We start from the raw sequence: 21157 nt of genomic DNA, 5'->3' as shown, positions 1-21157 counted from the left end.
CCCATGGCACTGATCACCTGGGCCCACCACCCCAAGGGCAAGCAGCTCAACCGCGCCGCGCGCGAGGCCGGTCACCGGCTGGCGCAGCGCACCTACCGGGTGGCGCAACGTACGCCGATGCCGCGCGGGGTGCGCGACGGTCTGCGGACCCGGCTGACCTGGCAGCAGGGACTGCGGACGGTGTCACCGGACCAACTCCTCCTGGGCGGGCAGAACAAGTTGACTCCGGCGGAGTTCGCACTGCGTTCCGGCGATCCGCTGTGGCCGTCGCGACGGGTGGTGGACGGCCCGCACGCCGAGCTGCTGCGGCTGGCCGAGCAGCGAGCCCTCACCGACGTGGAGATCCTCGGCACCGCCTATGCGGACCTGGCGCGCACGTGCATCCAGCTGGACGGCACCTGGTTCACCGCCACCGACAGCGCCGGGATCGTCCGGGTGGCCCGGGCGTTCATGGAACGCTCGCGCCAGGACCTGCTGGAGGATGTCGGCGGCCCGCTCGGTCGCCACCACACCCCGCCCGGTCGTCCCGTCGAGGTCGCGCCCGTCCGGGACTCGACGTGCTTCCAGGTGATCGACGGTCACCACCGGGTCGCTGCGGCCGCGGTCCGGGGCCAGACGGAGCTGCTGGTGCGGGTCAACCGGTGGAGCGTCGACACCCCGCTGCAGGAGCTGCTCCGCGAGATGTCGTGGATCGGTGGCGACCCGATGCTCTATCAGCCCATCGACGCGCCCGAGCTCGTGCAGTGGCCGACGGTGCGGACCTGCTGGGACCGCCTGGAGGCGATGGTGGCGTTCCTCGGCCAACGCGGTGAGCTGGGTGGTGACAGCTATCTGGACGTCGCCAGCTGTTACGGCTGGTTCGTGGCTCGCATGGGGAGTTCGGCTTCGACGCAGAGGGCGTCGAACGCGACCCGCTCGCCCCGGAACTGGCCGCCATGGTCCACGGCATCTCGCCGGAACGGATCACGACCGGAGAGGCGATCGCCTTCCTCGAGCACGCCGGCCGGTCGTGGGGCGTGGTCTCCTGCTTCAGCCTGCTGCACCACTTCGCACTCGGCCGGGGTACGACGGACGCGGTCGGTCTGGTGCAGGCCCTCGACCGAGCCACCGAGCGCGTCCTCTTCATCGACACCGGGCAGTCGCACGAGAAGTGGTTCCGCGACTCGCTCCCCGAGTGGGACACCACCTTCGTCCAGCGATTCCTGCGTCAGCACACCAGCTTCGACCGCATCGTCGACCTGGGGCCCGATCGTGACGACCGACCGCCGTTCTCGGGCAACTACGGAAGGCATCTCTTCGCCTGTGTCCGGGAGTCATGACGTGAGCGCGGTGCCGGCGGAGGACACCTCGCTGATCGACGCGATGGCCGTGCTGTGGCCGCACGCGCAGGTGACTCGGGGAGCGGGGCAGGCCGCGCCGGGCGACCGCCACTTCTGGGTGTTGCCGGGCGGGCGGCAGACGGCCGTCCCCAGTGTCCGCTCGGTGGCGGCTCGTGTGGTGGGCCACACCAGTGCTGCGGCGGGGCCGAAGGCGGCAGCACTGCGGCTCGGCCTCTCCGGCGCCCTGCGGCTCGGCCTCGGGTCGGTCGCTCGCGACCGGATCCGGGTGACCGGATCCGGGGAGGGGTCCCTGGCCGAGTTCCTCGGCTCGCTCCTGGGTGAAGAGGTGCAGCTGGCCGTCTCCACCGGCACCGCACGGGTCAATCGCAAGCCCGTCATCGAGGTCTTCGGGGCTCGTGGGGCCACCCGGGGTTTCGTGAAGCTGGGCCTGTCGCCCGTGGTGTGGGGCGACGTACGCGCCGAGGCACGGGCGTTGGCCGAGGTGGCCGTGCTGCCCGACCACGGCATCCGGGTGCCGGAGGTGATCTGGCACGGCACCTGGCGCGGCATGCCGCTGCTGCTCGCGACCGGAGCTGCCCCAGGACCGCTGGCACCGCCGACGTGATCGGAGTCGACCCCCGTGCGGGAGATGAAGGTCTTCACGGAGGTCTCGGCGGCCGGCCGAGAGGCTCGGCGACACGGCGTGGACGGAGCGGGTGCGGGGGCGTCTGCTGGGGTGACCGACCCCGCCCGTCGCGGGGCGGCGCTGGACTGCCTGGCCACGCTGGTCCGGGCCGGCGGAGACCGGCCGGTCCGCTCTCGGCCTGGCACGGTGACTGGACGCCGTGGAACATGGCGCGCTCGCAGGGGCAACTGAGCCTGTGGGACTGGGAGAGGTTCGAGACCGAGGTGCCGGCCGGGCTCGATGCGCTGCACCACGTGGTCAACACCGCTGATGCCTCCACTCCTGACGCGGTACGCCGTTCCTTGGGGCGCGCGGCGCCGGTGTGGCGCGCCGTGGTCGGCAAGAGCCCCGACGCGGAGATCGCGTCGGGGCTCTACCTGGCAGCCATGGCCGCCCGTTATCTGGTCCTCGCCGAAGGAGAGGGCGGTGAGTTCATCGCGCCTCGGGCCGACGTGTTCCTCTCCGCCTGGCGCGACTGGTCACGAACGCGGTAGCCGCGGGTGTTCTTGGCCGCGGTGCGGAAGCTGTCCCACTTCGCGCCCTCGCCGAGGCGCCAGGTCGAGATGCTGTTGAGGGTGGTGTTGAAGTAGGCGAACGCCACGCCGTCGCGGTCCACGAGCTGCTTGTGGGTGCGCTTGATCCAGTTGGGGTCCTCGGCGAAGGCCTTGTCGGAGAAACCGGTCTCGGCCAGTCCCCAGGCGACGCCTTCCTGCTTGGCCCACTTCTGGATCTTGGCGAAGTAGGCGCCGTCCATGTCGGTCGCCTTCAGCTCCTTGCCGTCCTTCACGACGCCGTGGGAGTTGTAGACGTCGAAGCCGGCGACGTCGACCTTCACCCCACGCGGCCAGATCTTGGCGAGCGAGAACTCATCGGTCCCGTAGAACTCGTGCCACCCGGTGAGCACCACGGTGTAGGCGATGTTGTCGCCCTGGTTGCGGACGATCGTCGCGAGCCGCTCCTGCACCTTGCGCCAAGTCTGGATGTTGCCATCGTTCTCCGGCTCGTGGTGGAAGGCCAGCCAGACCGGGCCGTCGAGCGCGGCGAACTGCTTGGCCAACGACTCTGGCCCAGGCGTCACCCTTGCCCGCATTCATCTGGTCCCAGTTGTGGGGGAACTTGAAGCTGACCCAGGGCAGCCGGCCCTTGGCCAGGTCGGCCTTGGCGGTGCGTACCGCTCCTGCGACCTGGTCGGCGCGGTAGTAGGTGCGGCGGATGCCCATCTGGGCGTCCATCTCGGACTCGAGTGTGGCCGGGTCGGAGTTGGACCCGTAGGCCATGCCCAAGTAGCCGCCGCACTCGGGCAGGCCGCGGCTGCTGTGGCTGCAGCCGTTGCTGAGGGTGCCGGTGCGCTTGTCCTGGGTGCTCTGGTTGCCGTTGCTCCTTACCTGCTTGACCTTGGCAGCGTCGACGGCCACGGCGTGACCGCGCTTCAGCCCCTTGGTGCGCAGCACCTGACGGAAGGTGGACGAGGTGCCGCGTTGCTTCGTGGTGACGTTCACCTTGGTCCAGGTCCGGGCCGGCGCCCACGTGCTCGTGCGGTGCTTCTTCTTCGCACCGGACGCCGTGCGCTCGACGACCACCAGGGTCACCTTGCGAGCCGTGCTGGGCTTCACGCGGATGCTCCAGCGGAGCTTGTCGGCGGTCCCGGGGCGCACGGGACGCTCGCTGCGGATCCGCAGTGGGGTGCGCTTGGTGGCCGTCGCCTTCAGCGCACGCTTGCCGCTCCAGCTGCTGGTGGTGCTCGAGAGCTTGACCTTCGAGCCGGGGGCCGACCAGTGCGTCGTGCCCCGTTCGAAGCCGCCGTTGGCGACGTTCGTCACGGGTGCTGCCGCCGCCAGCGGGGTGGCCGACGTGAAGGAGAACAGGAGGGCCGGTGCGAGGACCGCTCCGACCAGGGCAGGGGACAGAAGAGCATGTCGCGGTGCCACGAAAGAATCACAACCTCGGTTGGGGCGTGACCGAATCGATGGGCCACGCCGTTTGCTCCCCAGCGGAAGCGAGGCTACGGATCTTCCGGCGAGACATCACCGCATGGTACTCAAAATGGGGGATGCTGTGAGAGTGCTCACAGCATCCTCACCCTGAAATATTGGGTATTTGTGGGTCCCGGCCAAGACACCGGGCCGGAACTGTGCTTGCCCCCAAGGTCCGCCGGCCGGAGAGCGGCGTCAGATGCCGTGGCCCCGGCGGTGGGCCAGGTGCATCAACCGCTCGGCGGAGACGAGGCGCAGTGCCACCGCTGCCGCGAGATAGCTCCGGGGCTCCGCCGGGCGAGTGCGCATCGCGTGGCCGGCGGAGCGGAGGGCCCCGCGGCGGTGAAGTGCCGCGAGGGCGAAGGCCCGCCGTCCCAGCAACCGGGCGTGTGCGGCGGGGTCCTCCCGGAAGACCTGGTGCTTGTCCAACCCGTAGTCGATGGCGCGCACGATGAGGTCCCAGTCCTGGGAGAACTGGGACATGCCCCAACGCACCCTCACCAGGGGCGCGGCGACGACCCCCAGGGGGCCGTGCTGTGCGGCGCGGATGATCCAGTCGAAGTCCTCCCCGTAGCTGCCGGGGATCTCCTCGTCGACCAGGCCGATGTCGCTCAGTGCGCTGCGTCGTACGACGACGGTGGAGGGTGCGCCTCCATCACCCGGCGACGTACGAGCGTGGCGAGCTCGAGGTCCTCGGATCGGGGAATCCGCACCACCTCGTGGTCCGCGTAGACCACGGTGATGCCACTGACCACGGTGTCGTGGCCGCGGACCAGTTCCGGGACCTGCCGGCTGAGCTTGTCGGGGCGCCAGAGGTCGTCGTCGTCGCAGAAGGCGACGTAGGGCGCGGAGCCGGCTTCGATGCCTGTGTTGCGCCCGCCCGCGAGCCCCGGCGTGCGCAGGTTGGTCAGGACCCGCACCGGGCGCATCGGATCGCTGTCGGCCACCGAGTGGTCTGCGGCGCAGCCGTCGAAGACCACGTGGGTGGTGACCACTCCGGCATGGTCCTGGGCACGGATCGCGGCCAGGGCCTCGCGGAGCAGCTCGGGACGGTTGCGGGTCGTGACGACGACGTCGACGGGTTCAGGCATGGTTCCTCCTCGAGGTGTCGATCTCGGTAGCGATGCCACGGATCCGGATCAGCGAGACCACAGCCACCACCGCCCAGCCGAGGCAGCCGAACCACACGGTCCAGTGCAGGAGGTCGCGAGGCAGCAGCGTTGGGCCTAGGCCCAGCACGACGATCTCGACCTCGAGCGCCCACGGGAAGGCGACCATGTTCATCCGCTCCGTGAACCGCAGCCAGGTCCGCAGCCCGCGCGGTCGGTGGCGCCAGCGGTGGTCGAAGCCTCCGCCGCCGAGGCCGGCCCGACCCGCCAGACCCTTGCGGTGGGCCAGTGACCAGTTGTGGATGCCGAGGACGGCGAGCAGCAGCACGGCGGCGGCCACGGGGAGGTCGCCGTCGGCGGCCAGCCGTCCGACGAGCGCGGCGGCGGCGAGGTGGGTGCCGATCACGTCGACGGAGATGTCGAATGCCGCCCCGCGTGCGGAGGAGGTGCCCCGGGATCGGGCGACCATGCCGTCCAGACAGTCGCAGAAGAAGCGGGCCAGGAAGAGCGCCCCGCCCCAGCGCAGCTGGCCCGTGGCGAAGCAGGCGGCTGCCCCAGTGCCAACACGAAGGCCAGGCCGGTGATCCGGTTGGCGGTGACCCAGTCGAGCTTCACGAGCTGCCGGCTCAGCGGCACCGCGAGCGGGTCCACCGTCAACCGGCCCCAGATGGTCCTGGGCTCCGGCGGCTTCTCCGCCGTGGGAGACGGCACGTGCTTCGTGGTCATCGTGAACTCCTCCGGGTGCCGCCGGCAGGTGCCCGGCGGTGTCGGTGCTTGTCTTCGGGCAGGCGACGCCTGGCCGCGCTGAGGCCGAGGCCCGCGAGCATGCCGAGGGCGCCGCCACTGGCGGCGTTGATCGCCAGGCGACTCGGCACCGGCCGCGGTTCCTCGACCTCGACCACGCGACCCACCTCGTCGGGGGCGGCACGGAGACGGGCGTCGGCGGTGGTGAGTCGGCTGATCAAGACCTGACTGGCCTGGTCGCGGGGAGTACCTCGCGCAGGTCCTCACGCAACCGGGTGAGCAGGTCGGTACGGCGTTCGGCGACGTAGGCCTGACGCGCCTCGAGGTAGGCGTGCACCACGGAGAGTGCCTGTTCTCGCGACTCCTCGGCACCCGGAGCCTGCACGGTGACCAGCAGGATCTGCGTGTGGGGCGGCGCGGTCAGGCTGATCCCCGTGGGGTGGGTCCCGGCATGCTGCAGCGTCTGGTCGGAGAGCAGGAGAGCGGCCTCGGTGTCGAGGGTGACTCGCAGCTCCCGGCGGGTCAACTGGCTCTCGTTCACCAACGTGGTGACCGCCGGCACGGAGTAGGGGTCCGGCGGGAGTGTGAGGGCCACGTGTACCTCGGTGGTGTGCTCTGCCGGCGCGAACTGGTGGGAGAGCAGAGCCGCGGAGGCGCCGCCGACCAGCAGCAGCGCCAAGGTGATCGGCGCGGCCACGACCACCCGTTCGCCGAGCTGCCCACCCGTGCGCACCGCTCCCAGCGGCTTCTCCTCGCGCTGCTCACGGGCAACCAGGCCGACTGCGATCGCCACCAGCATCAGGGGAGCCCGAGGGTGTCATAGACGAAGAGCTGCACGATGAACGCGGCCAGCACGAAGGTGGCCAAGGTCTCGTTGGGGGTGCGGCAGCGCCAGCTGCGGGCGAGGGCGCAGGCCAAGGTGCTGAGGAAGAGTGCCAGGCCGAGCCAGCCCTGGGAGAAGAGCACCAGCCACAGGTGTCCCTGGGTGCCCAGCGGGGTACCCCGCACGCCGGGCAGTCGGGGGTGGAGCCGCCAGCGATCGAGGAGAAGCTGCCCTGCACGTCGCGGGTGCTGCCGAAGCCGAGCACCGGGGAACCGGTGGTCACCGAGTCGACGGTCGCCGAGGCGAGGCTGCCGCGCCGGTCGTTGCTGTGCTGGTTCTCGAAGCGTTGCCCGACCACGGAGAGCAAAGGCCCCAGCAGCACGGCACCGACCAGTCCGGCGGCGAGTCCGCCCACCAGTACGGCGCGTCCGTGGCCCCGGAGCACCGCCAGCAGGGTGCCACCGACGGCCGTCAACAGGAGGCAGGCCCACAGCCCACGGTTGAGGGAGTGCACGGCAGGCACCAAGGCGGCCAGGACCAGCATCGTGACCGCCACCCGTGCCCACAGCCGTCGTGCTCCGATCAGGGCCCAGGCGACGGCGTACACCAGGGAGAGGGCGAGCACGCTGCCCCAGGTGTTGGTGAAGGCGAACGGGGCCTTGGGACGTGCCTCCGCGGTGCCCAGCACCGACTGCACGTCGGCCACCTCCGGGTGCACGAGGGTGGTGACGAAACCATTGGACCGTAGAGCGCCGGGCAGCACCCACTCGATCGGCGCGGTGAACTCCAACGCCGGCCACATCATGCCGACCAGGCCACCGCAGACGGTGATCAGGCAGAGTGCGGCGATCCAGCCGTGCACGCGGCGGTCCGGCAGTCGTTCCCGGGAGCTGTTGACCAGCCACACCGCCACGACGGTGCACGTCAGGTACCAACCCAGCCGGTAGCCGAAGACCATGAGCCTGCCCGAGCCGAAGCCGCCCGCGACAGCGCCCGGAGCGTCGCTGGCGAGCAGGAACACTCCGGCGACGACGCAGCACAGGAAGAGCAACCACGGCACGGCCCCGGCCGGGAGGTGGAGTGGCCCGCGTCGGCGCACCAGGTCGCGCACCAGCACGGCGGCGACCAGCAGCGGTAGCAGTGCCGCCACACCGAGGGCCCACCACAGCGGATAGCCGAGCAGCAGCACGGCCAGCGACCGGCCCGTTGCCGGCGCAGGCTGGGCTGGGGCGACACGTCCGGGCTGCACGGCTCCAGCCAACGCGTTCCGCAGGAACGCGACGTCACCAAAATGGGTGATCTGTCTGCGTCGGCCGAGCCCCGCGACGAATCGGGCACCTAGGTTGGGCGCCTGCTGGAGGGGGACCGCCAGCATGGAGGTGTGTGTCATGGGGATCCGCGTTGTCGTGCTCGCAGTCACGATGGTGCTGGCCACGCTCAGTCCGGCGACGGCTGAACCGGAGCCGGCCATCGACGAGCTCTACGGGGAGGTGGCCGTCAAGGACACCCCGGACGTGCTCGACGGGCGGGTGAACTCGGTGACCGTGGTCGACGGCACCGTCGTGCTCGGCGGTGAGTTCACCAAGGTGCGTGACAACACGACGGGCACGGTGCTCACCCGCCGCAACCTGGTGGCCTTCGATGCGGTCACGGGTCGGGTGGTGCGGGGCTTCGCGACGTCCGCCGACGGCCCGGTGAACTCCGTGCTCGATGCCGGCGACGGCACCACGGTCTTCGTCGCCGGCCACTTCGACAAGGTTGCGGGGGAACACGGCGCAACGTCGCTCGCGTGCGGGTCGCCGACGGGTCGCTGGTGGCGGGCTTCAACGCCGGCAAGGTGACCGGCGAGGTCCGCGACCTGGCCCTGGTCCGCAACAGGCTCTGGATCGCCGGTGCCTTCACCCACGTGGGCTCCCGCGCCCAGAAGGCGCTGGCGACGATCGACCCCGCGACGGGCGCACCCACGCGACACATGGCGCTCCCGCTCGCCGGTCAGCACCACGGCGGCACGACCCAGGTGCTCGCGATCGATGCCACGGCCGCCGGTGATCGGCTCGCGCTGGTCGGCAACTTCCGCACGGTGGGCGGCGCGGCGCGCCGTCAACTGGCGGTGCTCGACATCGGTGCGAGCACCGCAAAGGTCGCGACCTTCCGCACGAACTTCTATGCCGACACCTGCTCGGGCAAGAACACCACCTATCTGCGCGACGTCGCGTTCGAACCCGGTGGATCCTGGTTCGTGGCGGTCACGACCGGTGGGGTCGGGGGCCCGGGCCGGCCGTGTGACACCGCAGCTCGGTTCGAGACCCAGGCCGGCGCCACCGTGCCCACGTGGCTCGCTCGGACCGGCGGCGACACGATGACCGCGGTCACCGTCGCCCGGGGCGCGGTCTACGTGGGAGGCCACTTCCGGTGGCTGAACAACCCGTACGGTGCCAATCGTCCGGCTCCCGGGGCGGTGCCCCGGTCGGGGATTGCCGCGCTCGACCCCTTCAACGGCCTGCCCCTGCCATGGGACCCGGGCCGCACCCGAGGGTGGGGGTGTTCGACCTGCTGGCCACCGACGAGGGCCTGTGGGTCGGCTCCGACACCGATCGGATCAACTGGCAGCTGAAGGGCAGGATCGCGCGGATGCGACCTGTCGGACGGGTCCTCGCCACGTCGTCGGGAGCACCGTTGCCCGGCACCCTCATCGGGACTGGCCTGCGCCGGGAAGCCGCGACCGGGGCACTCGGTGAGACCGGACCAGGACCAGCGCTGGACGGGATCAGGGCTGCCTTCTCCCTCGATGGGGAGCTCTTCCACGTCGCGGCCGACCCGGTCCTGCTGCGCAGCAGCTTCGACGGTGACACGCTCGGCCCGGCCCAGGCGGCCAATGCGTCGGACGCCCTGGTGCCCCTGGCGCAGTGGCGTGACGAACTCCGACGGATCACCGGACTGGTCTACGACCGCGGCCGGGTCTACTACACGCTCACAGGCGACAACCGCCTGTGGTCACGGGGGTTCTCGCCGGCGGGCGGGGTGGTGGGTGCCGAACGGGTGGCCGTCGACACGGGCGGCGCCGGGGCGCCGTACGCCTCGATGCGGGGCATGTATCTGGCCGGCGACCGCCTCCACTGGCTGACTGCCGACGGCACGACCCGCAGTGCTCCCTGGGTGCGCCACCCGCGGTGGAGCAGCCCCAACCTGGCGCAGTCCGTCGCCGTCGCGGGGAGCAAGGTGCCGACCGGCCGGGGCGCGGTGCAGTTCGTCCTCCAGGAGGGTGACGGTGCCGGCCCCTGGCCGGACGCCAGTGGGGTCTCCGCCTACACCGTGCAGCAGGTGGGGAGCACCGTCAGCAAGCGGCGCAGCGGGCGCAAGGTGGCGGTTCAGGCTCCAGCCAGCGTGCGCTCCGGTGACCTGCTGCTCGTGCACGCGGCGGGGGAGCGCAAGCCCAAGCTGGCAAAGGGTTCCGGGTGGCGCCAGGTGCAACGGGTCAACAAGTCGGGGTTGCGCGTGGCGGTCTGGAGCCGGACCCTGCGCGCCGGGGAGAAACCGCCCAAGGTGCGGGTCAGGACCCCGGGCAAGGGCCAGGTCCGAGTGACCCTGATCGCCTACCGCTCGCCCGACACGACCCTGGCGGCGCTGACGGCCAAGGCCTCCAGCTCCGGAAGGGCTCGCGGCACCAAGCCACCGCGCCCGGTCGCACGCTACGGCAGTTGGGTGGTGCGGTTCGTTGCCTCGGTCGGCAAGGCGAAGGTGCGCTGGAAGAGCACGCCGCGCTCGACCGTCCGGCGCCTCGCGGCCAGTCCCGGGCCTGCGGTGCAGGTGGTCGACAGCAACGGTCCCGTGCCGGTCGGCGCGATGAAGACGAGCAAGGCAGAGGTGCGAGGTGCGTCCCGCACGGTCGACTCGGCCGTCGTCATCGGACGCCGATAGGGGTCGTCGAGCCGGCCGCGAGGCGCCGGTCGCTCATCGAAATGAGGGATGTTCGGCTGCACCCGCTGCGGTCACCGCACCGGCCTCCTACGTTGTCGAACGTAGGGACTCGGGCCAATGCGACGGTGAAAGGAAAACCCCTGTCATGCGCAAGATCCCCGTGTTGGTAGGAGCGCTGTGTGCCCTCCTGGTGCCAGCGCTCGCAGCCGTGCCGGCTGGCGCGGATTCATCTCCGGCGGGACAGCTGGTGAGCCAAGTGGCCGCCAGCGGCACGCCACATGTCCTCGACGGCCGGGTGTTCTCGGTGACGAAGGTCGGCAACACGATGCTCCTCGGGGGCACGTTCTCGAAGGCACGCAACGACGGCTCGACGACGGAGCTCACCCGCTCCAACCTGCTTGCCTTCGACGCCGACACGGGACAGATCCGCACGGGCTTCACCCCGAACCCCAACGGGGTCGTGCAGAAGGTCGTGGACGCGGGGGACGGCGAGACGGTCTATGTCGCCGGCAACTTCACCAGCATCTCCGGAGTGGCCCGCAACCGCATCGCCCGGATCCGGATCTCCGACGGTTCGGTCGTCTCGACCTTCGACGCCGGAGCCGTCACGGGACAGATCCGCGACGCTGGCCTGGCCGACGGGCGGCTGTGGATCGGGGGTGCCTTCACCCACGTGGGAGGGAAGGCGCAGCGTGCCCTAGCGACCCTCGACCCCACCACGGGCGCCCGGACCACGTTCATGGGGATGACGCTCGCGGGCAACCACAACGACGGCAACACCCAGGTGCTCAAGTTCGACATCTCACCGGACGGTGACCGCCTGGTGGCGGTGGGCAACTTCCACACCGTCGACGGCGTCGTCAACCACCAGCTGACCGTGCTCGACACCAGTGGTGGTGCCGCTGCTCCGGCAAGCCTCGTCACCAACTTCTACACGCAGGCGTGTTCCCAGTCCTTCGACTCCTACATGCGTGACGTCGACTTCGCGCCCAGTGGCGAGTTCTTCGTCGTCTCCACCACCGGGGCCTACGGAGGCAGCAACGGACCGTGTGACACGACCGCTCGCTTCGAGACCGACGCGAGCGGCTCCGCCGTCCAGCCCTCATGGGTCAACTACACCGGCGGCGACACGACGTACGGCGTCGAGGTCACCGATGCGGTCGTCTACGTGGGCGGTCACTTCCGGTGGCAGAACAACGCGTTCGCCGGTGACCGGGCCGGCCAGGGCGCCGTTGCTCGTGAGGGGATCGCGGCGCTCGACCCGATCAACGGCCTCCCGTACTCGTGGAACCCCGGCCGTACCAAGGGGGTGGGGGTCTTCGACTTCCTCGACACCCCACAGGGCCTGTGGGTCGCATCCGACACCGACCGGATCGGCGCTTGGCAGCTGAAGAGCCGGATCGCGCGGATGCGTCCCGACGGCGTCAGCTTCCCGGCCGTGCGGACCCCGCAGCTGCCCAACGACCTCTACGCCGTCACGAGCGGTGCGCTGTCGCGGGTGCCGATCACCACCTCGACCGTGGGGGCGGCGCAGAGCGTGCCCACCAGCGGCATCAACTGGGGCAACGTGCGCGGTGCCTTCATGCTCAACGGGTGGCTCTACCTGGCCCAGTCCGACAGCACGTTCGTCCGCCGGAGCTTCGACGGCACCACGCTCGGGGCTGCCGAAGCTGTCAATGCGAGTGAACAGGTCGTGACCTTCACGGACTGGCGTTCCGACCTCTCCCGGATGACAGGCCTCTTCTACGACTCCGGTCGGGTCTACTTCACGCTCAACAACAGCAATCAGCTCTTCTACCGCTACTTCACCGCGGAGAGCGGCGTCGTGGGAGCCAAGCGTCTGGTGGCATCCAACAACGTCTCCGGCATCGACTTCGCCCAGGTGCGGAGCATGTTCGGGACCGGCAGCGAGCTCTACTGGACCACTCCCGACGGCAACCTGCGTCGGATGACCTGGGCCCAGGGCGACCAGTCCGGCCGGCCGGTGGCGGGCACCGCGACGATCCGCTCGGGACCCGGGGTGGACGGCATCACCTGGGCGGGCAACGCACGTTTCCTCTTCCAGAACGCCAGTGGCCAGGGATCTGGGCCCAACCAGGCACCGCAGGCGTCCTTCACTGCTGACTGCACCTACCTGTCGTGCACGTTCGACTCCTCGGCGAGCACCGACCCCGACGGGCAGATCGTCAACCGCCAGTGGAACTTCGGTGACGGCACGACCGCGAACGGAGCGGTGGTCAGCCACACCTACGCCGGGGCCGGACAACGCACGGTGACCCTGACCGTGACCGACGACGACTCGGCAACCGGTGCGAGCAGCCAGACGGTCACGCTCACCGAGGCGCCCGAGCCGGCGCTCTCGTTCGTCGGAGCCAACTCCGACAACCGCAACGCCACCGCGCAGCGGGTCACCATCCCCGGTAGCGTCCAGGCGGGCGACACCCTGCTGCTCGAACTGGTGGCGAACACGACCGGTCCCAGCATCTCCGACCCCGCTGGTTGGACCCAGCTGGAGTCGTACTCGGCCAACAACGTGCAGGGCCGGCTGTGGACTCGTCAGGCGACCGCCGCCGACGCGGGTGCCCAGGTGAACGTGAATCTGTCCGCCATCGCGAAGGCGGACCTCAGCGTCACGGCCTACCGGGGTGACGGGGGCACGAGCGCCGTCGTCGACAGCGCCATTGGGGTGACCCTGGCCAACGCCACCAGCCACACCGCACCCACCGTCTCGGCGCCCGCCGGCACGTGGCTGCACACCTACTGGGCGGCGAAGTCGTCGAGCGACAGCAGCTGGACGGCACCCGCAGGCAGCGCCGTCCGGACGAGTTCGAGCGGCAGTGGTGGCGGCGGCATCTATGCACTTGCCGTCGACAGCAACGGTCAGGCGGCCAGCCAGGGCGGCGCGGTCGCGGTGATCGATCCGGCGACGAGTCGTGTCGTGATGTTCAGCGTCGTGCTGGGCCTGGGCTGAAGGTGCACGCGGGATGGAGAAGACGATGATGCCGCCGCCGATCCTCCTTCCCGTGCTCCTGGTGCTGTCGGGATGCGGGTTCCTCCAGGGGCCCGCATCCTCCACACCCGCACCGGACCCGGCCACGAGCGCAACGGTGACCTCGACGCCGGGTGCCACGACCCAACTCCTGATCGACTTCGATCGGGTGACGGCGGAGTTCGGCACCCTCCTTCCCGAGGCAGTCAATGCCGGTTCCACTCCCGTGCGCACGGAGATCTCCACCGTGCACGCCGGACGCATCCGCCTGGCACCGGGACCCAGCGGTGACGGCGCGGCCCGCTTCCCGGCGTACGACGGCACCGCCAGCGCTCCGGCCGCCGCGCTCCTGGTCTGGGACGAGACGGAGGGAGACCTGTCGCCCGGGAAACGTGACTTCACCTTCGGGGTCACCTTCATGCTCGATGCCGTGTCTGACGGCGAGGACTCCGACAATGGCGACAACCTGGTGCAACGAGGGCTCTTCGCCGACGAGCAGCAGCTCAAGATCCAGGTCGACCACGGGGTGCCCTCGTGCCGGATCGCCGGCACCGACGGCGAGGTGGTCGCGAAGTGGACCGGGCCGGTCCGTCGGGACACCTGGGTGTCGGTGCGGTGCAGCCGGGTCGGCAAGGAGGTGACCCTGGAGATGCTGGACGCGACGACGGGTGAGTCACGGGGCACCGTCACCGAGACCGGGAGCACCGGGGCTCTCGACTTCCCGCTGACCACGCCGTTCGGCATCGGCGCCAAGGTGCTCGCCGACGGCACGGTGCCGACGTCTTCCAGCGACCAGTTCAACGGGGTGCTCGACGAGGTGCACTTCGATGTCCGGTGATGCGCAACCACCGGTGCGGGGGTGGTGGTGATGGGGCGTCTCAGTCGTGGCTGGGTCCCGGTGCCGCGGGGGTTGCCGACCCGGGTGGCGATCATCGGTGACCAGCTGCTCACGGCGCAGGCGGTGAGTGCGGCCCTGGCCACCCGGGGCTACCTCACCGGGGCGTTCGAGTTGCCCCGCCAGCTCGAGGACCCGCGAAAGATGATCCGCGGCTGGGGGCCCGGGGTGAGTGTCGCCCTGCTCATCCACGAGCGGATCGACCGGACCCACACCGGGCGGGCGCTGCGTCTGCTTGCCGCGCTGCCGGGGCTGCCGTGGCTGGTGCTCACCGGGGTGCGTGAGGGCCCGCACTGGGGCGCGGTGCTGCAGGCGGGAGCTCGCGGGGTGAAGCCGGTGACGGTGAGCCTCGACGAGTTGGAGACCGCCATCGAGTGGATCACCTCCGGCAAGTCGTTGCACAGCGCGGGGGAACGGGAGCGACTCGTGTCGGGGTGGCAGGAGTGGTCGACCGAGCATGAACTGGTGTTGGCCAGGCTGGAGCTCCTCAGCCCACGTGAGAGTCAGGTGCTCGAGGAACTGCGCCAAGGTGCGTCCGTCACGGAGGTCGCCGAGCGGAGTGGGGTCTCGGTCGACACGGTGCGCAGTCAGGTGCGGGCGGTGTTACGCAAGCTCGAGGTGCCTTCGCAGCTGGCCGCGGTGGCGATCCTGCAGCAGTCGCTCGACCTGACCCCGAGCAACCACCACCAGGACTGACCGGGAGAGGAATTCTGTGTCCGCCCCGCGAGGTCGCTCGTCCCTGAGCCGCTGATCACTCGCTGAGGGGGTCCACCCTGCGGCGCCGACGACCGCCATGCGGGCCTGGTGTCGCAGGGTCTCGCTGATCCGGGCGCGGGCGCGAGGGTCGTCGCTGCTCACGAACTCGCCGGCGGCCGACACCATGAGGTTGACGAAGAGCCCGGCCAGCAGTGCCAGGTCCCGGGCACCCCACGGAGCCAGGTCCGGCATCCGGGCAAGGTCGCGGGCGAGCTCTCGCTCGAAGAGCTGCAGTTCGTGGCGGATCGCCTCGCTCACGGCGGCCACTCCGCCGTAGCGCTCGCGGCACAGGAAGCGGAAGTGCCGCACGTCGGCCGCCAGATGGTCGGTGAGCACACCGACCGAGACGTCGATGAGCGTGTCGGGGGAGAGCTCCTCACGTCGTACGTCGGACAGCACCGTCCGCAGGCTGACGAACGACTCATCGACCAGGGCGAGGCCGAGCTCGTCGAGCGTGGTGAAGTGACGGTAGAAGGCGGTCGGCACGATGCCGACGGCCTTGGTCAGTTGCCGCAGCGAGAGTGCGCCGAACGAGCTGTCGGCGAGCAGGTCGAGCGCGGTGTCGAGGATGGAACGCCGGGTGCGGTCCTTCTTCTCCTGTCGGCTCTCGGCGGCGGGGGTCGGGGTCACGGTCAGCAGTCTAGGCGGCGCCGTCGTTCTGTTTTCAGTGCACGACTGTGCACCGTGTTGGAGGTCACGCACCGATCCGGTTGACGGGACGCGGTGACCCTTGGGAGATTTTCGGTGTACAGATGTTCACTGAATTCCGAGAGGGTGTGTCGCCATGAGCATCGCCCAGACCCTGATCCGTTCTCGCGTGGTCGAAGCGCTCGCCTCCCCGCACGGAGTGGATCGCTACCTGGAGCTGGTCAACCCGATGTGGGCGGCGCGTGAGGTACGGGCCCGCGTCGTCGAGGTACGTCGCGAGGTCGAGGTGCCGGGGCATCCGCCGGTCGCGACGCTCACGCTGCAACCCACCTCCACCTGGCGGGGGCACCGCGCCGGCCAGCATGTGCAGGTCGGCGTCGACCTGCCGGGCGCCCGGCGCGCCACTCGGGTCTTCTCGCTCTCCAGTGCCGAGTCCGGGGCTGGCGACCGTTTCACGATCACGGTCCGGGCGAACCCCGACGGTCAGGTCTCGAAGCACCTGGTCAGTGCCGAGCCCGGCCTGGTGGTGCACCTGTCGCAGGCGCAGGGCGGGTTCGTGCTGCCCGATCGGCTTCCCGACCACCTGCTCCTGATCTCCGGTGGCTCCGGCATCACGCCGGTGATGTCGATGCTGCGCACCCTGCAGCGACGCACCCACCGGGGCCGGGTCACCTTCCTCCACTACGCGCAGTCGCCGGCGCACCAGATCTTCGCCGACGAGCTGGCCGAGATCGCGCGGGCCGGCTACGGCATCGACCTGCACCTGCTGCACCCCGAGCTCGGCGACCCCGCGCTCAGCCCCGCGTGGCTCGGCCGGGTGGTCCCCGGCTACCGCGACGTGCCGACGTGGGTGTGCGGGCCGCAGCCCTTGGTGGATGCGGTGCGCGCCGCCTATGTCGATCCTGCCGACCCCGATGGCGCGCCATCCCCACAACTCAACGTCGAGTGGTTCAAGCCGCCGCGGGCCTCCGCCGGAGACGTTGGCGGAGAAGTGAGCTTCACCCGCAGCGGCAAGGCCGCCGTCAACACCGGGGCGAACCTGCTCGAGCAGGCCGAGGCCCTCGGCCTCCGTCCCGAGTTCGGCTGCCGGATGGGCATCTGCTTCTCCTGCACCGCCATCAAGACCGAAGGGACGGTGCGCAACGTCCTCACCGGAGAGACCTCCTCCCTTCCCGACGAGCAGATCCGCATCTGCGTCTCCGCCCCCGACGGCGACTGCTCCGTCGTCCTTTGACCTCCCACACGAGTGGATCGTCCCTAACATTTTTGTAGATTCTCGGTCGAAAACTACAAATCTGTTAGGGACGATCCGGAAATGGATCATTGAAATGAGCAAATTAATCGGAAAGTCTGAAACGACGAAGACGTCCGAGAAGACGGATGGATCGGGAAAGTTCCTGCTGAGTGCTGAGCAGTTGGAGGCGTTCGGCGCTGAGATGGACGCGATCCGGCAACGGGTCATCGCCGATCTCGGTGAGGAGGACGCCAGCTACATCCGCAACGTCGTCAAGACCCAGCGCGGTCTCGAGATCGCCGGCCGGGCGCTCTTCTACCTGCCGCCGGCCTGGCCGCTCGCGGTCGCGACCCTCAGCGTGGCGAAGATCCTCGACAACATGGAGATCGGCCACAACGTGATGCACGGGCAGTACGACTGGATGGGCGACCCCGGTCTGAGCTCGCGCATGTTCGAGTGGGACAACGTCTGCCCGAGCGACCAGTGGAAGTACTCCCACAACTACATCCACCACACCTACACCAACATCCTCGACATGGACCGCGACATTGGTTACGGCATCTTGCGGATGGATCCCGAGCAGGAGTGGAAGCCCTACTACCTCGGCAACCCCGTCTATGCACTTGCACTCATGGTGCTCTTCGAGTGGGGCGTTGCCTTGCACGACCTCGAGGTCGACCGGATCTTCGCCGGTGAGAAGAGCTGGGCGGAGACCAAGCACCTGCACGCTGGCCTGATCCGCAAGATCCGCAATCAGGCGCTCAAGGACTACGTCGTCTTCCCAGCCCTCACCGGGCCGTTCTTCCTGTCCACGCTGGCGGGCAACGCGACGGCCAACCTGATCCGCAACCTGTGGGCCTTCAACATCATCTTCTGTGGCCACTTCCCGGCGGGTGTCTCCACCTTCACCATCGAGGAGACCCAGGAGGAGACCCGCGGCGGGTGGTACTACCGGCAGCTGCTCGGATCGGCCAACATCACCGGAAGCAGGCTGTTCCACGTGATGAGCGGCAACCTCAGTCACCAGATCGAGCACCATCTCTTCCCGGACATCCCAGCGCGCCGCTACCCGGAGATCGCGGCCGAGGTGCAGGAGATCTGCGAGCGCTACGGGCTGCCCTACAACACCGGGCCGCTGCACAAGCAGCTCGGTAGCGTGGCCCGCAAGATCGTTCGGCTCGCCCTGCCGGACCGGCTTCCGTGGCGCAAGCAGCCCCGTACGTCGCCTGCTCCGGCCCAGATGCCGGCTGCTGCCTGAGGACGGGCTTGTCGCAGCGCCCTGCCGTGGCCGACACTGGAGGCACCATGAGCAATGAACGTGACCGCATCAGCAGCGCCGAGATCCGCAAGGACGCCGTGCAGGACTCCGTCGAGGCCACGATCAACGCGGTCTCCCAGGTCGGTGGCGTCGTCGTGGGCGCAGCACGTGACGTCGCCCGCACCGTCGGTGGTCTGGCGACCGAGCTCTTCGAGATCCAGGATGCCGCGCGCAGGGCGCGCCACGAGCACCGCGAGGACTGAACCCGACCCGCCGAAGCGGGCGGTCCCGGTTTTCCCCACAATGCGCGAAGCGGTGCCTGTCGTTGCGCTCTACGCTCGACTGGCCCCCTCGGGATGACTGGATTCGAGCGCGGAGGTGCTCCATGCAGGTGTTCGCCAAGGCGCTCGGCGCCGCACTCCTGTCGGTGGGGTTCCTGGCGGTCGTCGCGCCGACCGCGGGCGGCGCGGCCGCGCCGCCGGGCGCAGCGTGGACGTGGGGAGCGAATTCCTACGGGGAGCTCGGCACCGGCGGGACCGCCTCTCGGCCGGCGCCCGCTGAGGTCGATCTCGACGACGTCGTCGACCTGCACGGTGGGCGTGAGCACGTGGTCGCGCTGCGGGCCGACGGCACGGTCTGGACCTGGGGAAGCAACCAGCACGGACAGCTGGGCATCGGCGGAAGTGCCAACCGCAGTACCCCCGTTCAGGTTGCCGGGCTGAGCGGGATCGTCGCCGTGGAGACCGGTCACAACCATTCGATGGCGCTGGGTGCCGACGGCTCGGTCTGGAGCTGGGGCTTCAACTCGGACGGGCAGCTCGGCGACGGTACGACGACGCTGCGGCGGACCCCGGTCAAGGTGTCCGGCCTCACGAATGCCGTCGACATCGCGGGTGGCCGGGACATGGCCTATGCGATCCGGGCCGACGGCACCGTGGTCGGTTGGGGCCGCAACGACGAGGGTCAACTGGGGGACGGCACCACCGTCCGCCGGCTGACGCCGGTGCGGGTCGGCGCGCTGACCGAGGTGGTCGACGTGGCGGGTGGCCGCGACCATGGACTTGCGGTGCGCAGTGACGGGAGCGTGTGGTCGTGGGGCTCCAATGACTACGCCCAGCTGGGGCTCGGCGATGCCGGTGCCGCCACGGACCGGCTCGCCCCGCAACAGGTGGTCGCGACCGGCATGGTCGAGGTGATCGCCGGGGCCCACCACTCCTACGCTCGGGACGCCGACGGCCAGGTGTGGTCATGGGGGCGCAACTACCGTGCCAACCTGGGCGACGGCACGACCACACAGCGCACCCGTCCGGTGCGGGTCACGGGGGTCTCCGATGCTGTCTCGATCGCCTCCGGCCGCGACCACGGAATCGCGGTGCTGGCTGATGGGAGGGTCAGGGCTTGGGGCGAGAACGGTGCCGGACAGCTCGGGGACGGCACGACGACGGATCGGACGCAAGCAGTCGTCGTACCCGGAGTGAGCGGAGCCAGCAAGGCAGGAGGCGGGGAGCCGCCTACTCGGTGGTGCTCGTGGGTGGCGCGGATCCCGATCCAGACCCCGACCCCGACCCGGATCCGGATCCGGATGCGAGCGCGGAGGTGGCGTACGTCGGCGCCGCGAGTCAGAACGCCAACACCCAACGGCCGACGGTCACGGTGCCAGCGGCTGTGCAGCCGGGGGACCGGTTGGTGCTGACCGTCACCACCAACAGGGCTGCCTCTCCTCACCGCGCCGGCCGGTTGGGCCAGCGTGGGTGAGGTATCCGCAGGCACCCAGATGCGGTCGTGGGTGCTCACGCGCGAGGCGACCGCGAGCTCCGCGGGAAGCACGGTGCAGGTGGTACTGGACGACTACTCCAAGACCGCCACGCACCTCGTGGCCCACCGGGGCGCCGGCGTCCCGATGGCCGTGGGGCGGGCGGAGACGGCGACGACGGCCCAGCACGTGGCGCCTGCTTCGACCGTGGCGACGGCCGGGAGCGCCCTGCTCTGGGTGTGGGTCGACAAGGTCTCCGCACCGCACGGCTGGAGCCTGCCCTCCGGAGTGACCGAGCGCGCCGCCACGCAGGGCAGTGGCGGCGGCCTGGTGACCTCGGTGGCAGGTGGGCGACTCACGATGCCATCGGGACCGGTCGCTGCCGTCTCGGCGACGGCGGGAGCCCCGAGCAGCAAGGCGATCAGCTGGACGGTCGTGCTGCCGCCCAGCTGATTCGACCCGGGGCACGTGCCGAAGCGTCGGTCAGTGCTCGGGGTTGTTGGGGCTGAGCTTGTCGATCCACGCGAGTCCGATCGCGGAGGCGATGAAGGCCATGTGGATGATCGTCTGCCACTTCATGACCTCGGGGTCGATGTGGCTGGCCTCGATGAAGGTCTTCAGGAGATGGATCGAGGAGATCCCGATGATCGACATCGCCAGCTTCACCTTGAGCACGTTGGGGTTCACGTGCGAGAGCCACTCGGGCTCGTCGGGGTGGCCGCGCATGTTGATCCGGGAGACGAAGGTCTCGTAGCCGCCGATGATCACCATGATCAGCAGGTTGGCGATCATCACCACGTCGACCAGGCCGAGGACGATCAGCATGATGTCCTCCTCGCCGAGATGGTTGAAGTCCTGGATGAGGTGGACCAGGTCCTTCCAGAAGAGTGCGACGTAGACGCCCTGGGCGACGATCAGGCCGAGGTAGAGCGGAGCCTGCAGCCAACGACTCACGAAGATCGTGGAGCCGATGACTTTGGCAAGGGGGTTGGACTGCGGGTCGACAGCCTTGGTTTCGCTGGTCATGAAGGTGCCTTCGGACGTTACGGGCGA

At 69.8% G+C, this 21157-nt stretch carries 24 protein-coding genes; 13 read left to right on the top strand and 11 right to left on the bottom strand.

From position 1 onward, the window contains the following. Window positions 1–3 precede the first annotated feature (3 nt). Both L1066_RS19145 and L1066_RS19140 read left to right on the top strand, forming a co-directional pair. Window positions 4–1944 (top strand): hypothetical protein, encoded by a 1941-nt coding sequence (locus L1066_RS19145; protein WP_235737794.1) that lies wholly within the window; start codon window positions 4–6, stop codon window positions 1942–1944. A 227-nt stretch (window positions 1945–2171) separates the two neighbouring features. Further along, complete coding sequence (locus L1066_RS19140) at window positions 2172–2498, top strand: hypothetical protein (RefSeq protein WP_235737793.1); 327 nt, start codon at window positions 2172–2174, stop codon at window positions 2496–2498. Here the strand turns inward: L1066_RS19140 and L1066_RS19135 are convergent. From L1066_RS19135 to L1066_RS19095, 9 genes are all read right to left on the bottom strand, one after another. Then, window positions 2402–2968: a hypothetical protein gene (locus L1066_RS19135; RefSeq protein WP_235737792.1), complete on the bottom strand. Its 567-nt coding sequence runs from the start codon at window positions 2966–2968 to the stop codon at window positions 2402–2404. The two genes, L1066_RS19140 and L1066_RS19135, sit on opposite strands and share 97 nt — an antisense overlap. Further along, window positions 2871–3932 carry a carbohydrate binding domain-containing protein gene (locus tag L1066_RS19130; RefSeq protein ID WP_235737791.1) on the bottom strand — a complete coding sequence of 354 codons (1062 nt, stop codon included), beginning with the start codon at window positions 3930–3932 and terminating at the stop codon, window positions 2871–2873. The genes L1066_RS19135 and L1066_RS19130 overlap by 98 nt, the downstream gene beginning before the upstream one ends. A 240-nt stretch (window positions 3933–4172) precedes the next feature. Next, window positions 4173–4460, bottom strand: a complete 288-nt coding sequence (locus L1066_RS19125; RefSeq protein ID WP_235737790.1) for a hypothetical protein — start codon at window positions 4458–4460, stop codon at window positions 4173–4175. A 128-nt stretch (window positions 4461–4588) separates the two neighbouring features. Next, window positions 4589–5068, bottom strand: a complete 480-nt coding sequence (locus tag L1066_RS19120; RefSeq protein ID WP_235737789.1) for a glycosyltransferase family 2 protein — start codon at window positions 5066–5068, stop codon at window positions 4589–4591. Further along, a complete protein-coding gene (locus L1066_RS19115) occupies window positions 5061–5588 on the bottom strand; it encodes a CDP-alcohol phosphatidyltransferase family protein (RefSeq protein WP_312008265.1) in 528 nt (175 codons plus the stop codon). Before L1066_RS19115 ends, L1066_RS19120 begins: the two co-directional genes overlap by 8 nt. Continuing rightward, window positions 5489–5812 carry a hypothetical protein gene (locus L1066_RS19110; protein ID WP_235737803.1) on the bottom strand — a complete coding sequence of 108 codons (324 nt, stop codon included), beginning with the start codon at window positions 5810–5812 and terminating at the stop codon, window positions 5489–5491. The genes L1066_RS19115 and L1066_RS19110 overlap by 100 nt, the downstream gene beginning before the upstream one ends. Beyond that, window positions 5809–6051, bottom strand: coding sequence for a hypothetical protein (locus L1066_RS19105; protein WP_235737802.1), 243 nt, complete (start codon window positions 6049–6051; stop codon window positions 5809–5811). Before L1066_RS19105 ends, L1066_RS19110 begins: the two co-directional genes overlap by 4 nt. Continuing rightward, window positions 6048–6623, bottom strand: coding sequence for a hypothetical protein (locus L1066_RS19100; protein ID WP_235737788.1), 576 nt, complete (start codon window positions 6621–6623; stop codon window positions 6048–6050). The genes L1066_RS19105 and L1066_RS19100 overlap by 4 nt, the downstream gene beginning before the upstream one ends. Continuing rightward, complete coding sequence (locus L1066_RS19095) at window positions 6592–8043, bottom strand: hypothetical protein (protein WP_235737787.1); 1452 nt, start codon at window positions 8041–8043, stop codon at window positions 6592–6594. The genes L1066_RS19100 and L1066_RS19095 overlap by 32 nt, the downstream gene beginning before the upstream one ends. Between L1066_RS19095 and L1066_RS19090 the strand changes: the two genes are divergently transcribed. From L1066_RS19090 to L1066_RS19065, 6 genes are all read left to right on the top strand, one after another. Continuing rightward, on the top strand, window positions 8042–8494 hold the full coding sequence (locus L1066_RS19090; RefSeq protein WP_235737786.1) for a hypothetical protein: 453 nt from the start codon (window positions 8042–8044) through the stop codon (window positions 8492–8494). The genes L1066_RS19095 and L1066_RS19090 overlap by 2 nt on opposite strands. Next, window positions 8443–9267, top strand: coding sequence for a hypothetical protein (locus L1066_RS19085; RefSeq protein WP_235737785.1), 825 nt, complete (start codon window positions 8443–8445; stop codon window positions 9265–9267). Before L1066_RS19090 ends, L1066_RS19085 begins: the two co-directional genes overlap by 52 nt. Beyond that, a complete protein-coding gene (locus tag L1066_RS19080) occupies window positions 9195–10571 on the top strand; it encodes a hypothetical protein (RefSeq protein WP_235737784.1) in 1377 nt (458 codons plus the stop codon). Before L1066_RS19085 ends, L1066_RS19080 begins: the two co-directional genes overlap by 73 nt. Before the next feature lie 145 nt (window positions 10572–10716). Continuing rightward, window positions 10717–13542, top strand: coding sequence for a PKD domain-containing protein (locus L1066_RS19075; RefSeq protein ID WP_235737783.1), 2826 nt, complete (start codon window positions 10717–10719; stop codon window positions 13540–13542). A 13-nt stretch (window positions 13543–13555) separates the two neighbouring features. Beyond that, complete coding sequence (locus L1066_RS19070) at window positions 13556–14398, top strand: hypothetical protein (protein WP_235737782.1); 843 nt, start codon at window positions 13556–13558, stop codon at window positions 14396–14398. Between the two features lie 30 nt (window positions 14399–14428). Next, window positions 14429–15151, top strand: a complete 723-nt coding sequence (locus L1066_RS19065) for a helix-turn-helix transcriptional regulator (protein WP_235737781.1) — start codon at window positions 14429–14431, stop codon at window positions 15149–15151. On the opposite strand, the gene L1066_RS19060 is transcribed toward L1066_RS19065, so the two are convergent. Then, a complete protein-coding gene (locus L1066_RS19060) occupies window positions 15059–15841 on the bottom strand; it encodes a TetR family transcriptional regulator (protein ID WP_235737780.1) in 783 nt (260 codons plus the stop codon). The genes L1066_RS19065 and L1066_RS19060 overlap by 93 nt on opposite strands. Window positions 15842–15995: 154 nt before the next feature. Between L1066_RS19060 and L1066_RS19055 the strand changes: the two genes are divergently transcribed. From L1066_RS19055 to L1066_RS19035, 5 genes are all read left to right on the top strand, one after another. Next, window positions 15996–17093: a flavin reductase family protein gene (locus tag L1066_RS19055; RefSeq protein ID WP_235737779.1), complete on the top strand. Its 1098-nt coding sequence runs from the start codon at window positions 15996–15998 to the stop codon at window positions 17091–17093. 94 nt (window positions 17094–17187) lie between these two features. Further along, a complete protein-coding gene (locus L1066_RS19050) occupies window positions 17188–18351 on the top strand; it encodes a fatty acid desaturase family protein (protein WP_235737778.1) in 1164 nt (387 codons plus the stop codon). Window positions 18352–18398: 47 nt separating this feature from the next. Next, window positions 18399–18614, top strand: coding sequence for a hypothetical protein (locus L1066_RS19045; protein ID WP_235737777.1), 216 nt, complete (start codon window positions 18399–18401; stop codon window positions 18612–18614). 122 nt (window positions 18615–18736) lie between these two features. Continuing rightward, a complete protein-coding gene (locus L1066_RS19040; RefSeq protein ID WP_235737776.1) occupies window positions 18737–20044 on the top strand; it encodes an RCC1 domain-containing protein in 1308 nt (435 codons plus the stop codon). A 54-nt stretch (window positions 20045–20098) separates the two neighbouring features. Further along, complete coding sequence (locus L1066_RS19035) at window positions 20099–20557, top strand: hypothetical protein (protein ID WP_235737775.1); 459 nt, start codon at window positions 20099–20101, stop codon at window positions 20555–20557. 30 nt (window positions 20558–20587) lie between these two features. Here L1066_RS19035 and L1066_RS19030 read toward each other — a convergent pair whose 3' ends face one another. After that, entirely contained in the window at window positions 20588–21130 is a 543-nt protein-coding gene (locus tag L1066_RS19030; protein ID WP_235737774.1) for a TIGR00645 family protein, read from the bottom strand. Window positions 21131–21157 lie beyond the last annotated feature (27 nt).

The sequence above is a fragment of the Nocardioides alcanivorans genome (genome assembly GCF_021555175.1).
In the GTDB taxonomy this organism is placed as follows: domain Bacteria; phylum Actinomycetota; class Actinomycetes; order Propionibacteriales; family Nocardioidaceae; genus Nocardioides; species Nocardioides alcanivorans.
Note: the sequence above shows the minus strand (reverse complement) of the source record. Positions and strands in the feature narration are given on the sequence as shown.

Excerpts from the sequence above, each read along its gene's own strand:
- L1066_RS19110 (WP_235737803.1), bottom strand. The coding sequence starts at position 5,812 with ATGACCACGAAGCACGTGCCGTCTCCCACGGCGGAGAAGCCGCCGGAG.
- L1066_RS19120 (WP_235737789.1), bottom strand. The coding sequence starts at position 5,068 with ATGCCTGAACCCGTCGACGTCGTCGTCACGACCCGCAACCGTCCCGAG.
- L1066_RS19140 (WP_235737793.1), top strand. The coding sequence starts at position 2,172 with ATGGCGCGCTCGCAGGGGCAACTGAGCCTGTGGGACTGGGAGAGGTTC.
- L1066_RS19040 (WP_235737776.1), top strand. The coding sequence starts at position 18,737 with ATGCAGGTGTTCGCCAAGGCGCTCGGCGCCGCACTCCTGTCGGTGGGG.
- L1066_RS19070 (WP_235737782.1), top strand. The coding sequence starts at position 13,556 with ATGGAGAAGACGATGATGCCGCCGCCGATCCTCCTTCCCGTGCTCCTG.
- L1066_RS19045 (WP_235737777.1), top strand. The coding sequence starts at position 18,399 with ATGAGCAATGAACGTGACCGCATCAGCAGCGCCGAGATCCGCAAGGAC.
- L1066_RS19065 (WP_235737781.1), top strand. The coding sequence starts at position 14,429 with ATGGGGCGTCTCAGTCGTGGCTGGGTCCCGGTGCCGCGGGGGTTGCCG.
- L1066_RS19125 (WP_235737790.1), bottom strand. The coding sequence starts at position 4,460 with ATGTCCCAGTTCTCCCAGGACTGGGACCTCATCGTGCGCGCCATCGAC.
- L1066_RS19050 (WP_235737778.1), top strand. The coding sequence starts at position 17,188 with ATGAGCAAATTAATCGGAAAGTCTGAAACGACGAAGACGTCCGAGAAG.
- L1066_RS19030 (WP_235737774.1), bottom strand. The coding sequence starts at position 21,130 with ATGACCAGCGAAACCAAGGCTGTCGACCCGCAGTCCAACCCCCTTGCC.
- L1066_RS19145 (WP_235737794.1), top strand. The coding sequence starts at position 4 with ATGGCACTGATCACCTGGGCCCACCACCCCAAGGGCAAGCAGCTCAAC.
- L1066_RS19090 (WP_235737786.1), top strand. The coding sequence starts at position 8,042 with ATGGGGATCCGCGTTGTCGTGCTCGCAGTCACGATGGTGCTGGCCACG.
- L1066_RS19055 (WP_235737779.1), top strand. The coding sequence starts at position 15,996 with ATGAGCATCGCCCAGACCCTGATCCGTTCTCGCGTGGTCGAAGCGCTC.
- L1066_RS19075 (WP_235737783.1), top strand. The coding sequence starts at position 10,717 with ATGCGCAAGATCCCCGTGTTGGTAGGAGCGCTGTGTGCCCTCCTGGTG.
- L1066_RS19095 (WP_235737787.1), bottom strand. The coding sequence starts at position 8,043 with ATGACACACACCTCCATGCTGGCGGTCCCCCTCCAGCAGGCGCCCAAC.